Origin of the sequence: Microcoleus sp. S28C3 (assembly GCF_036700785.1) — a bacterium.
Taxonomy (GTDB): Bacteria; Cyanobacteriota; Cyanobacteriia; order Cyanobacteriales; family Microcoleaceae; genus Microcoleus; species Microcoleus asticus.
Genome location: NZ_JAUBPO010000004.1, coordinates 104240 through 117734, shown reverse-complemented (window position 1 = coordinate 117734; position 13495 = coordinate 104240). Strand labels below are relative to the sequence as shown.

Genomic DNA, 13495 nt, shown 5'->3' with positions numbered 1-13495 from the left:
GGTTTTGAACTGTCAGTTAAAGAATTGTTAATTTCCCACAAAAACGCTTTGAGAACCGCACCTTACTGCTTGAAACACCTGCAGCATAAGTTTTACGAACAATTAGCAATTCAATGATAGTACGATCGCCCGAACAACTTGCTCGATCTGAGTATTGCTCAATCCGGGATACATGGGCAATGATAAAATTTGTTGGCACAGGGTTTCGGCGCGGGGGAAGTCGCCCCGATTGCCTAAGTTTTGGTAGGCGGGTTGCAGGTGACAAGGTACGGGATAGTGTATACCTGTTTGAATGCCGTTTTGGGCGAGTTTTTCCTGAAGGGTGTTGCGGTCGATCGAGCTTTCCTCAGTAATTTGGATAACATATAGGTGATAAATGTGACCGCTGCTGCTGTGGTTGGCGATCGGTACAATACCTTTGTTTTTCAAGGGTTCTAGTAGAGTATTGTAGTGTTGGGCGGCGTCGGTGCGATCGCGATTCCATTTTTCTAAGTAAGGCAATTTAACATTGAGCACGGCCGCTTGCAAATTGTCGAGGCGGCTGTTGGTGCCAATTTCTGTGTGTAAATATTTGCTTTGTGCTCCGTAATTGCGGAGAGTTCGCATTTTTTCTGCGAGCTCTGCATCGTTAGTAATTAACATCCCGCCGTCGCCAAAAGCACCGAGGTTTTTGCTGGGATAAAAGCTGAATGCTGCTGCTTTACCAATGGAGCCCGCGCGGTATCCTTCTCTTTCGGCTAAGTGCGCTTGGGCGGCATCTTCAAATACGATCAAATCGTGGCGCTTCGCAAAATCTAAAAGCTGCCGGGGCGATACCATTTGACCGTAGAGGTGTACGGGGATAATTGCTTTAGTTTTTGAGGTAACTGCTGTTTCGGCTGCTGTGAGGTCAATCAGGGCAGTTTCCGGGTCGCAATCTACAAGAATAGGTATAGCTTTGGCTTCTAGGACGGCGATCGCGGTGGCGATAAAAGTGTTAGCGGGTATGATAATTTCGTCGCCCGGATTAATGCCGCAAGCTTGGAGTCCCAGAGCGATCGCATCAGTTCCGCAAGCCACTCCTACGCCGTATTTTACTCCAGAAGCTGCTGCAAATGCTGTTTCAAATTCCGCGAGTGCTTGACCTAAAATAAACTCTCCTTTCTGGATAATTTTTCCAATTTCTGCTGCTATTTGCGATTGGATTGGTTGGTGTTGCAAGGAAAAGTTTACAAACGGAACTTTTGGCGGGCGGTTACTCATAAACTATCGAGGCATAATTATTTATATTAACATTTTCGTGCGGATAGCATTTAAAAAATTTTAACCGCAGAGGCGCAGAGTAAAACAGGGAAAAGGGAGATTTTTTACGCAATAGCTGCGCTTCACGTACTTTTTTGTGAGTCATCAAATAAATGAAACAGGACTTACGCAAAAACCCGGTTTTGTCACGTTATTTGGTCATCCGATATGGAATGTGACAACGATAAACCGGGGTTTTTTGCTCTCTTGCGTAAGCCATGTGAAAGTTTTTCGGTAAGATAGAAACAGATAATTTTGCAGCAAGCAATCGCAATCATGGAATACAAAAAACTCGGCGACAGCGACTTATCAGTATCTGAAATCTGTTTGGGTACCATGACTTACGGCCAGCAGAACACCGTTGCAGAAGCGGCCCAACAGCTCGATTTTGCGATCGATAGAGGCATCAACTTTATCGATACGGCAGAAATGTATCCCGTCCCTGGAAAACCGGAAACTCAGGGCAAAACAGAGGAATATATCGGCGAATGGTTGGCGAAGCAGCAGCGAGATAAAGTCATTATAGCTACTAAAGTGGCGGGCAGAAGCACTCGCTTAAAGTGGATTCGGGAAGGGAAAAATCAGATCGATCGCCCAAATGTCGAAAAAGCCCTGAATGACAGCCTGAAGCGCTTGCAAACTGACTACATCGACCTGTATCAGATCCACTGGCCCGATCGCTACGTCCCCTTATTTGGCGCGCCGGATTACGACATCGCCCAAGAGCACGAAACAGTGCCGATTTTGGAACAGTTAGAGGTATTTGCTGACTTGATTAAAGCTGGGAAAATCCGCTATTTGGGTTTGAGTAACGAGACGCCTTGGGGAGTTTGCGAGTTTTGCACGTTGGCTGAAAAACACGGATTGCCGAAGGTTGTATCGATTCAGAATGCTTTCAGTTTGAGCAATCGGACATTTCACCTAAATTTAGCAGAAACTTGCCGTTTTAAGGATGTGGGATTGATGGCTTACAGTCCTTTGGGGTTTGGGCTGTTAACGGGTAAATACTTGAATGGAATTCCCGAAAATTCAAGGTTGGCTTTATTTGCGGGTTTTGGTCAACGTTACGATAAAACTAATCTGAACGATGCGGTGAAAGCGTATGTTGAGATTGCGGGGAAAAATGGGATAAGTCCGGCGCAGATGGCTTTGGCGTATGTGCGATCGCGCTGGTTTGTAACTAGCACTATTATCGGTGCAACCAGCCTCGAACAGTTGGAGGAAAATATCGGTAGTTTGGAGGTGAATTTGGATAAGGATATCATAGCGGAAATCAATGCGGTGCACGCTAAGTATCCGAATCCGACACCGTAAGATATATCGGCGGTTAAACCGCTTCTACACACACAAACTCCGCCTGCGCGGACTAAGAAATAGAGGGAGGATTTAAGCAACCGCAAACGATATGAGGGGGTGAGCCGGAGTGACCATCTGCCACGGGCTTTAGTCTACAGTTAAGGGGGAAAGTCAAGATTAGTTCAAATTCCCCTGAGATGATCTTGACTTACCTCAGAGCGGTATGTTAGAAAAGATTAAATAGATATCACTCAACACATTAGACCAGATTCGTCAAGTGCATCGCTGCTTTGAGGACTTGAAAGGTTAAGTGGCTGTATTAGCAATAGCCTGCAGTTGGGAATCATGCTAATTTTCCGATAAAAGTTAGCCAAACTGTTGCTGGAAGTTGTATAATCGCTGTTATTTCTCAAGATAACTCAAAGTTTGAATTCAATTAATTTTCTTAAATAGGTTAACTCAAAATGACTAAATGGCAATCACTAACGGCTGCGGTGACATTGGGCGCGATCGCGATCGGCACTGTCACCGCCTTCAATCAACCCAGCTACGCTCAAGGCACCACCTTCTTTTGTGGCGTAAGTAGCGACGGTATACCAACCACCTTTGCTAATACACGGCGAGGAACGGTGGCAGTCGTGAAGTGGAATTCTGAATATTTTAGCTACTCAGGATACACCCCAGAACGGCGCTGCCAAGAAGTATCCAGTCGCTTCCAAAGGCACCGTAGCAGCGGCCAACTGAACTTCCTCACGGCTGGATATCTTAACGGCCAGGCAGCTATTTGTGCAGGAAATAGCAACCCTCCATGCACTTCGGACAAATTGCTTTTCACCCTCAAACCAGGGTCAGATGCAGCCGCTCGTATCCAGCAAATCTTTAATATTAGTGTTGGTGCATCTAACGCTCCCCTTCTAGAAAGTGCCGATAGCAATTCATCTGCTACCGTCGATTTTAATCGATTTCTCGAACAAGCGCCCGTCGTTCAAACCGCTGGTTCGGCTCCTAATCCCGATCTCAATTCTCCACCCGCTGCTGTTCCCACTCGCCCTCAGCCGAACGTTGAGCCGAGTAACGGTGGTGGTGGCGGGTCTTGGTAAAAAGCACTGAGGAATGCACCATGCTTTGGTCGAGCCTGCGGTTTAGACTCCGTTTCAGCTCTTTGTTAATCACCTGTATTGGCTGTTGGTATACTCAACAGCCAGTACAGTCCTTACCTGTCAGCGGATCGCGCTTGATTGAGGTAAATGGCAGCCGAGAAAACGCTCAACAACTGACAGTAGCCCAAATCAAAAATGAGGCACGGGCGATCGCCGTTAAAGTGCTATCTGGATACGGTGCAGGTTCAGGAATATTGATTAAAAAGCAAGGCCAGACCTACACAATTCTTACCAACAATCATGTTTTAGCCGTTGGCGAAACCCACCGCATTCAAACTCCAGATGGGAAAATATATCAGGGTGAATTGCTAAAAAATCGCTCTTTTGACGGCAACGATCTCGCTTTATTACAGTTCAGAAGTACGAGGGAATATTCAGTAGCGCGGCTAGCTTCTTCGTCGATAGCAGTAGGAGATGAAGTCTTTGCTACCGGGTTTCCCGGTCAAGAAGGTTCTGAGAAAAGAGGGTTTGAATTTATGTTAGGGAGAGTTTCCTTTCTGTCTCCAAAAGCATTAGTTGGAGGGTATCAGATTGGCTATAGCAATCCAGTTGAAAAGGGAATGAGCGGCGGGCCACTGCTGAATAGCAGGGGGGAAGTTGTGGGAATCAATGGAATGCACGCCTATCCTTTGTGGGGCGATCCTTATGTATTTAAGGATGGTTCTAAGCCGAATTTGCCCAGAGATTTAATGATCGAATCTAGTTGGGCAATTCCGATTGAGACCTTTGTGCAACTAGGCAATAAATCGGCAGGCGACACACCCATAAGAGTCTCTCCTCCTCTTCCATCTCCAGTAATTTCTTATCCTCAACCGCAAGATGAGTATAGAGGTAGCGCCCCGGAAAATGGACGGTTGTGGTGAAGGCTAATTATTGCTCAATTAGCCATTCATAAATTTCTCCAAAACGGAAACCCATCGCCTCAAGGCCAAGGGAGGAGTTTTTGCGGCTGTCTTCCGCAGTGAGGATATTTGGTTGAATGACACCATTAGTCAGTATTGCCGCTAGAATTTTAGATTGTTTAGCAGATTAAAAATATTAATTTTTATTAAAAAGTGCAGGATAGTTAAGAAGAGAAACATCTTTGATAAAAGTTAGTGGCAGTATGAGATAAAAGACGTAAGATTAATGGAAATAGCTCTATGCCTGTATCGCCAGCCATTTTAAAAATTCATAAGGGTAGCGAACCTGTCTGGGAATACTCAGTTAATACTGAAGTCGTAACTATCGGCCGCGCTACCGACAGCGATTTAGTCATTAATGACCCCCTCGTGTCGCGCCAGCACGCTCAAATCAGCAGAAACGGCGCTCGCTATCAAATTACAGATTTCGGCAGCACTGACGGCACTCGCGTCAACAAGATCCGGCTCCAACCCAACATTCCTCACCCCCTAGCAAACGGCGATACCATCAGCATTGGCCACAGCGAATTGCAGTTTATTTTTAATAGCAACAGTGTGCCTACTACTGTCAGCCCGCGTCAAAAGCTGTCTTCAGACGGGGCGACAGTGGTTGCCCAGAATTTTGTGGGGGAGGAAACATTATTCCTCAGCCAGTTAGACCTGCGGGGGCGCGACATCCTGACAATCGGGCGCGAACCCAAAAATAACACTGTCGTCAACCATCCAGCCGTCTCCCGGTTTCATGCCAAAATTACGCGGGAAAACGGCTCCTTCATCCTCAAGGACTTAGACTCCACCAACGGCACCTACGTCAACGGCAAGCAAATATCGGAACGGACGTTGCTAGTAGGCGATAGCGTCCGCATCGGCCCTTGTCGCTTCGTTCTCAACGTGGACGAAACGATGGTGCGCTACAACGAAGAGGGCAACCTCCGCATTGATGTAGTTCACCTGAGTAAAGTTGTCAACAAAGGCACACCAGACGAAAAAATCCTGCTCAACGACATTTCCCTGTGCGTTGAGGCGCGGGAGTTCGTTGTCATTGCTGGTGTCAGTGGCGGCGGCAAGTCTACCCTCATGGACGCGCTCAACGGCTTTCGGCCCGCTACCAGCGGCGGAGTCCTAGTGAACGGCGCTGACCTCTATAAGAACTTCAACGCCTACCGCAACGAACTCGGCTACGTCCCCCAAAAAGACATCATTCACCTGGAATTGACCATCTACCAAGCCTTAGACTGCGCTGCCAAGTTGCGAATGCCCGCAGACACCACAGCGGCAGAACGGCAGCAGCGCATTAATGAAGTGCTCAAAGATTTGGGACTCACCCAGCGGCGAGATGTACAAATTAGCGCCCTGAGCGGCGGCCAGCTCAAGCGGGTGTCGATGGGGGTGGAATTGCTGGCAAAACCCAGTTTGTTCTTCCTAGACGAAGCGACTTCAGGGCTAGACCCCGGCACGGAAGCAGACGTAATGAAGTTGCTGCGGAAGTTGGCTGACCAGGGCCGCACGGTGCTGCTGATCACTCACGCCACAGAAAACGTGACTTTGTGCGATTTGGTGGTGTTTTTAGCTGCGGGGGGGCGAGTTGCCTACTTTGGGCCTCCAGCAGAAGCGCCTGCCTATTTCGGTGTCGAGAAGTTCAGCGAAATTTACCCCCTCGTCGAAGGAAAAGCGCCCGATCCCAGAGTGGCGCGGGTAGTGCCTCCCGAAGAGTGGCAAAAGCGCTACCTCCAGTCGCCCCAGTATCAAAAATACGTGGCGGAACGGCAGAAAAATCTCAGCGCCGAGGCACAGGGCGGTGGGCAAAGGTACAGTGGCTCTGGCAAACTGTCGAATGTCAAATCCAAGCCGATTTCAGCTTTGCGGCAATTCTTAATTTTGTCGAGCCGCAACTGGACTTGCCTGTTCCGCGATCGCATTACTTTAGCTCTCACCTTTGCAGCGACTCCACTGATCGCTTCCTTAGACTTCATACTCTGGCAGCGCCAGATGTTTGACGTTGAGGGGGGGAATGCAGGCAGGGCGATCGGGATGCTGTTCAACACGCCCCTGCTTGCCATCTTAATTGGCAGCTTGCTGACCATGCGCGAGATCGTCAAGGAAGTCGATATCTACCGTCGCGAACACCTGATCGGGATCCAAGTTCTCCCCTACATCCTCTCTAAAGTAGGGATGGTTGTCATCCTCGCCCTGTACCAGGCAGCAGTCATTCTGCTGTTTAAGAAAATGGCGATTGATTTCCCGGACGGCCTAGACTGGGGGGCGATGTATGTCACTCTGGTTTTGGCAACCATTGCAGCCATGATGATGGGCCTGGTCGTTTCTGCCATTTCGCCCAACCAAAACGTCGCTCCCATGCTGACGATCCTGTTTTTAGTCCCTCAAATTACTTTTGGGGGGGGAACAGTGCCAGTACCGGCACTGTCCCCTATCGGTCAAGTGGTGAGCAATTTTACCTTGACGAAATGGTCGTTTGAGTCCTTGGTAACGCTCGTGAAAGTGGGGAGCAATATTGCCGAAGACCCCTGTTGGAGGGACAAGTCAAAATCGGAACGGGACAAACTGACGGACCAGCAGAAGGAGGAACAGTGCAAGTGCTTGGGACCAAAACTGTTCGAGGGCTGTCAAGTGCCGGGAATTAAGGATAAAGATCGACCGTTTACTAACAAGGCTGAACCGGCCAAACCGGCAGATCCGGGCAAATTCCCCGATGACTTGAGCCAGTTGGACAATTACAAGAAAAAGGTGGACAATTACAAAGCAGATATGAACCGCTGGCAAGATGAGTACAGCGCGTGGAAGGGCGATCGCGAGTCTGCTATTGGCAAGGCCGAAGGCATCATTGACAACATCCACAAAGATTTTGGCAAAACTTTCGATGTGAATGTTTTTCGGAATTGGGGCATCCTGGGATTCCAAATCGCAGTCATGTTGGGCATGGTTCTCGTTGCCCAAAAGTTCAAAGACAAGTAGCTTAAAGACTTAACTGATAACTGATAACTTTTAACGGGAAGAGTTAACAGTTATCAGTTATCAGTTAACAAGTTGAACGGCGCTGTAATATTTCGATGCTGGTAGCTTCAAAATAGCGAAATGTCGGTGGCACTCAAGGCGGGGGAACCGAGGAGTGTAGCTAATTTTACTTGGGATGCACGGCCGCCGCCATCGGGATCGTAGAATAGGGAACCGTTGGGGCGATCGTAGATAAACTGAACGTTGATAAGTAGGTAAACAAAATTAATTGCCGACTGAGTTGACTTGAAACCCTTGATACGTCTAAAGAATAACAAAGTCGGATGTGTAATTAATTTTGTGTAGGTACTTATCAAGTGCGGCGGTGTCCAAGGCGAATTGATTCGGGGAAATTGCACCGAGAATGAGGTTGCCAAAACCTACAGATGAGACAAAGATGCGATCGCTCCCCGCGACAATATCTGCTGCAATATCTTTTGTTTGATTAGGAGAGTATAAGAAAAGATCGTCGCTGCTGAAGTCTTTTGGGATGCCAGCACTGTTGCTACCAATTAGGGTGTCATTGTCTACACCTTTGTTAGTAAGGGTGTTGATGCTGCTAGCAGTTATTGTTGGCGTTGGAGTGGTCGCAGCGTTGCCAAAGAAAAGTATGACATCACTATTAGTGAGGGTAACGTTAACAAGATTGGCAGTGGTAGTTGTGGAACCAGATGGTACCATTTCCGTTACTGTATAATTACCCTGTGATAAATTGGTGAATTTGAAGTTTCCACTAGCATCGGTAACAGTTGAAGCTTCTGTTGCATCTCGGACACCGTTACGATCTGCATCAATGAAGATGGTCACATTGGCAATGCCTAGTTCGCCGCTATCTTGAATGCCGTTGCGATTGATATCGTTGACTCTGGAGCCGCTAATGTTGAACGTCGGTGTCGGAGGAATGACTACGGTAGTTTCGCTTGTGATGCCAAAGAAAAGTGTGACATCACTATTAGTGAGGGTAACGTTAACAGGATTGGCAGTGGTAGTTGTGGAACCAGATGGTACCATTTCCGTTACTGCATAATTACCCCGTGATAAATTGGTGAATTTGAAGTTTCCACTAGCATCGGTAACAGTTGAAGCTTCTGTTGCATCTCGGACACCGTTACGATCTGCATCAATGAAGATGGTCACATTGGCAATGCCTAGTTCGCCGCTATCTTGAATGCCGTTGCGATTGATATCGTTGACTCTGGAGCCGCTAATGTTGAACGTCGGTGTCGGAGGAATGACTACGGTAGTTTCGCTTGTGATGCCAAAGAAAAGTGTGACATCACTATTAGTGAGGTTAACGTTAACAGGATTGGCAGTGGTAGGCGTGGAACCAGATGGTACCATTTCCGTTACTGTATAATTACCCGGTGATAAGGTGAATAGGAAGTTTCCATTAGCATTTGTAACGGCGGAAAGTTCCCCTGCATCTCGGACACCGTTACCATTTGCATCAATGAAGGTGGTCACATTGGCAATGCCTAGTTCCCCCTGATCTTGGCGACGGTTAGCATTGATATCGTTGAATGTGGAGCCGCTAATGTTGAACGTCGGTGTCGGAGTTGTCGTTGTTATCGGATTGACTACGGTACTTTGGCTTGTGATGCCAAAGAAAAGTGTGACATCACTATTAGTGAGGTTAACGTTAACAGGATTGGCAGTGGTAGGCGTGGAACCAGATGGTACCATTTCCGTTACTGTATAATTACCCGGTGATAAGGTGAATAGGAAGTTTCCATTAGCATTTGTAACGGCGGAAAGTTCCCCTGCATCTGGGACACCGTTACCATTTGCATCAATGAAGGTGGTCACATTGGCAATGCCTAGTTCGCCCAGATCAGGGCGACCGTTAGCATTGAGATCGTTGAATGTGGAGCCGCTAATGCTTAACGGAGGACTGACTACGGTAGTTTGGCTTGTGATGCCAAAGAAAAGTGTGACATCACTATTAGTGAGATTAACGTTAACAGGATTGGCAGTGGTAGTTGTGGAACCAGATGGCACGATTTCCGTTACTGCATAATTACCCGGTGATAAGGTGAATAGGAAGTTTCCATTAGCATTTGTAACGGCGGAAAGTTCCCCTGCATCTAGGAGACCGTTATTATTTGCATCAATGAAGGTTGTCACATTAGCAATGCCTAGTTCGCCCCTATCTTGAATGCCGTTGCGATTGATATCGTTGACTGTGGAGCCGCTAATGTTGAACGTCGGTGTCGGAGGAATGACTACGGTAGTTTCGCTTGTGATGCCAAAGAAAAGTGTGACATCACTATTAGTGAGGTTAACGTTAACAGGATTGACAGTGGTAGTTGTGGAACCAGATGGTACGATTTCCCTTACTGCATAATTACCCGGTGATAAATTGGGGAATTGGAAGTTTCCATTAGCATCGGTAACGGTGGAACGTTCTGCTGCATCTAGGAGACCGTTATTATTTGCATCAATGAAGGTTGTCACATTAGCAATGCCTAGTTCGCCCCTATCTTGAATGCCGTTGCGATTGATATCGTTGACTGTGGAGCCGCTAATGTTGAACGCCAACGGCGTTGGCGTCGGAGTTATCGGATTGACTACGGTAATTTCGCTATCGCTATTATTTGCTAAATTTGGATCTGAACTTGAGGTAGAGACGCTGACAGTATTGTTAATTAAGCCTGCTGCCCTTGGGGTGACAACGATTGTGGTGACAACGCTGCCATTAGGCGGAATTGTGCCTAAATTAGCTGTGATTCCACTAGGAGAAACTGGTGTGACTTGTTGCGCTGTTCGAGGCAAATTTCCTGTTCCCGCAGGGTTGACTGTAACAGTTCCCTGACTAGAATTTGCAGAAACAACAGTTACTCCGGCTGGCAAATTATCCGTTAAAACCACATTATCCGCCGCATTGACAGGACTGTTATTAGTAACTGTCACCGTATAAGTCAAATTGTTGCCAACTGTAACCGGTTCTGGGCTATCATTCTGGCTCACTGAAACATCCGCAAATAGCGTCGGTGCTGTCGTTACTTGTGCGGGTATCGTTACTGGCGGAAGAGCTGGCGTTGGCGTGCTTGCTGACCCTGGCGCTAATTGAATGTCATCTATTAAAAGTTTATCAGCCCTGCTGCCAATTTGAATTGATTTCGCAGTGCCATTAAAAGGAATTGTAACAGGCTGGAAGGGATTGTAAGCACCAATCAACCCGCGACCTTCATTAGTCCTAGCCAAAGGTACAGAAATTAGTTGACTTCCTGTTGCATTCAAACCGTCATAGATTTTAACTTGATGCCCGTCAAAAAAGGGTGAAGAATACTTGAAGGATAGCTGACCTGTAAATCCATCATTGATATTGAGGACGATTGAATCACTCTCCTTGTATGTCAGTGCTGTATTTCTTCCGCCAGTGGTGCTCAAAAAATTTCCGCTGCCACCTGAAGCAAAATCAACAATTCCTAAAGCGTTGGGAGAAATGGAAACGCCGGCGGTAGAAGGAAGAAAGTTAGCAACAGGTTGTAAGTCGCCAATGCCATCAAAATTGAGTGATATGGGAGTGCGAGATGGCGACGATTGTACTGTGTTACTGTCGCCAATGGAAATGCCACCTGCACCGGGTTCCGTGCCGATTCCGCCACCAATGCTGTCTGTGTTGAAAGGCATTTTTATCTCCTATTTAAAACGTTTACGCTGGTCAAACCGAAAGCTGATAGTTAGCAATCGCTTTCAGAAATTTGAGGCGGGCTATTTGCCCACCCAACTGTCCTCTCTACCGCCGGGGAATCACCACCGAAGTCCGGTCAAAGGAGGACGGCGGTCTCCCCACCCCCGCCTCTGTTCTCGGCCCGTCAAAACCAGTCCCAACTCCTCCGGTTCCCCCCATCGGATCGCTAACTCCATCAACCGCATCGGTGAGGAAATCAGTAAACCCGTCATTCGTTCTTCTTTCTTGTTCAAAAAAAGCAGATTTTGGCCTTGGAATTGTCGGCTCTCCCGCTGGTTTCGCATTAGGTGTGGCAGGATTTTGTGCTGTTAAATTAGATTTTGTTCCCTCTACTTCCCCAGCCTTAGCTGCCTTGAGACCACCTCCAAAAGTGCAATACATTGCGACAGTTAAACCGATAAACAAGATATTCGCTTTATTCATTATTGCCTCCCTTAAAAACTGAAAGTTGTCCGCACAGTCCCGACAAACAGGCTGTTATTATTGGCATTATTCTCAGGATTAGTTACCAGAAAAAATCCCGGTGTAATGGAGATATGATCGTTCACCCGCAAGCGGTAAAACAGTTCAAAGTGCAAAGAAGTGTCTCGGTCTTTACCCGCGATTAAGTTCCTCCCATCCACTAATCGGGGCGGCTGGCCAAAGACAAATGCTAACAAATCCCCTTCCCGTCCTAACGGATCGATCAGACCTAAAGTAAACATATAGGTCGTAGTTTTAGCAAAAGCATTCGACTTCGTAGAATCCGAGTTGATCCACCCGCCCCAAGTCGCAAAATTTAGCTTAGGAGTAATCCGCCACTGTAGCGTCCCCCCGAAAGCATTAATTTGGGAAGGCTGGTTAATTCCCCCTGATGTGTCAGCATTAATGCTACCTGTATAAGTCTCCAAAAAACCACTCTTGGAATAGGCATTGATGTAAGTAATCCCGGTTGAAATTGTAGCAGCAGGCTTGATTAAAAGCTGCACGCCTAAAGCGCTGCGATCGCTCGCTACAAAGCCTTTACCCTGTTCCGGACTGCTAGAATTTGCCGTGCCATAAGCCAACTGCAACCGCAGTTTTCGAGTCAGCAACCAGTCAACACCAACCCCCGCTTCTAAGTTGCCAATTTTAAAGAGTGGACTCGCTTCAGCAAAACGGGAAATCGCACCCCGCCCCGTGTCAAAATAGGGAGAGTTTGCTGTCAAAACGCTGCTTAAACTGAAGCCAACAGGCCTAACTGTAAACACTACGCGATCGCTAAAAGCCGGAAAGCGATATTCCACCAAATCCAAGGCAATTAAATTGTTCAAATCCGTCTGGTAAGACAGCCTCGCCTGATTGGTTCCCAAGGAATTCGCACTTGCAAATCCCCCATTACTAAAATTACCGCTTGCTAACTGAATCCGAAAGCGGTCTTTGCCAGTAAAAGAAGAAGTAAGCTGCAAGCGCGTCAAGTGTCCGAAAATGACATTTTTATCACCTTTCCCCGGTGGATTGCCACCGCTGGCCGCCGCCAGTCCAAAAATCACTTCTCCCCCCAGGATAGTTGTAGTAGAAAATTGATTGGCCTGCAACTCTGCCGTCCGCGCCTCTAAAGCATCGACTCGCCCCCGCAAACTTGCTAATTCAGTCGCAAATTCTTCTTGTAGTTTTTGCAGAATTGCCAAGTCTTCTTTTGTAACTAAATTAGCTGTATTCGCGCCAAGTTGCTTGGTAACTTGGTCTAAACAAGCATTCAAACCAGCGGCAAATTCATAGCGGGTTAAGGCGCGATTTCCCCGAAAAGTCCCGTCGGGATAGCCCGCGATGCAGCCATACCTTTCTACCAAAGATTGCAGCGCTTGAAACGCCCAATCTGTAGGCTGAACATCTGACAATTGAGACACAGATGTTACCTGTCGCATCCCATCATTGGCTGTCCCATTTGCTTGGACATTGACTTGAGTGAGGGGAAAAACTGCACTAGGTTCTGTGCTATTCGACGGCAGGGAAACTGTAGCTGGCGCTGCATTGTTTGGCAGTTCCTGAGATAGGATCGGGTGAGCACTCGGCGCGGTCGTGAGGGGAAAAACTGCACTAGGTTCTGTGCTGTTCGACGGCAGGGAAACTGTAGCTGGCGCTGCATTGTTTGGCAGTTCCTGAGATAGGATCGGGTGAGCACTCGGCGC

9 protein-coding genes are annotated in these 13495 nt (G+C 47.6%); 4 read left to right on the top strand and 5 right to left on the bottom strand.

What is annotated here, in order from left to right; translation table 11 throughout:
- Positions 1-102: 102 nt before the first annotated feature.
- On the bottom strand, positions 103-1242 hold the full coding sequence (locus QUA13_RS02595) for a DegT/DnrJ/EryC1/StrS family aminotransferase (protein WP_333196398.1): 1140 nt from the start codon (positions 1240-1242) through the stop codon (positions 103-105).
- Positions 1243-1557: 315 nt separating this feature from the next.
- Between QUA13_RS02595 and QUA13_RS02590 the strand changes: the two genes are divergently transcribed.
- The 4 genes from QUA13_RS02590 to QUA13_RS02575 all read left to right on the top strand — a co-directional run bounded on the left by QUA13_RS02590 (position 1558) and on the right by QUA13_RS02575 (position 7612).
- Entirely contained in the window at positions 1558-2595 is a 1038-nt protein-coding gene (locus QUA13_RS02590; protein WP_333196396.1) for an NADP(H)-dependent aldo-keto reductase, read from the top strand.
- Positions 2596-3041: 446 nt separating this feature from the next.
- The gene (locus tag QUA13_RS02585) at positions 3042-3677 is read left to right on the top strand and encodes a COP23 domain-containing protein (protein ID WP_333196394.1); all 636 of its coding nucleotides are present in this window, start codon (positions 3042-3044) and stop codon (positions 3675-3677) included.
- A gap of 20 nt (positions 3678-3697) precedes the next feature.
- Complete coding sequence (locus tag QUA13_RS02580; RefSeq protein WP_333196393.1) at positions 3698-4600, top strand: serine protease; 903 nt, start codon at positions 3698-3700, stop codon at positions 4598-4600.
- A gap of 279 nt (positions 4601-4879) precedes the next feature.
- On the top strand, positions 4880-7612 hold the full coding sequence (locus QUA13_RS02575; protein ID WP_333196391.1) for an FHA domain-containing protein: 2733 nt from the start codon (positions 4880-4882) through the stop codon (positions 7610-7612).
- 107 nt (positions 7613-7719) lie between these two features.
- Here the strand turns inward: QUA13_RS02575 and QUA13_RS02570 are convergent, their stop codons facing one another.
- The 4 genes from QUA13_RS02570 to QUA13_RS02555 form a co-directional block, all read right to left on the bottom strand.
- Entirely contained in the window at positions 7720-7929 is a 210-nt protein-coding gene (locus QUA13_RS02570) for a hypothetical protein (RefSeq protein ID WP_333196390.1), read from the bottom strand.
- Entirely contained in the window at positions 7916-11284 is a 3369-nt protein-coding gene (locus QUA13_RS02565) for an SdrD B-like domain-containing protein (protein ID WP_333196389.1), read from the bottom strand. The genes QUA13_RS02570 and QUA13_RS02565 overlap by 14 nt, the downstream gene beginning before the upstream one ends.
- Positions 11285-11390: 106 nt before the next feature.
- The gene (locus tag QUA13_RS02560) at positions 11391-11768 is read right to left on the bottom strand and encodes a hypothetical protein (protein ID WP_333196388.1); all 378 of its coding nucleotides are present in this window, start codon (positions 11766-11768) and stop codon (positions 11391-11393) included.
- A gap of 11 nt (positions 11769-11779) precedes the next feature.
- On the bottom strand, positions 11780-13315 hold the full coding sequence (locus tag QUA13_RS02555) for an iron uptake porin (RefSeq protein WP_333196442.1): 1536 nt from the start codon (positions 13313-13315) through the stop codon (positions 11780-11782).
- Positions 13316-13495 lie beyond the last annotated feature (180 nt).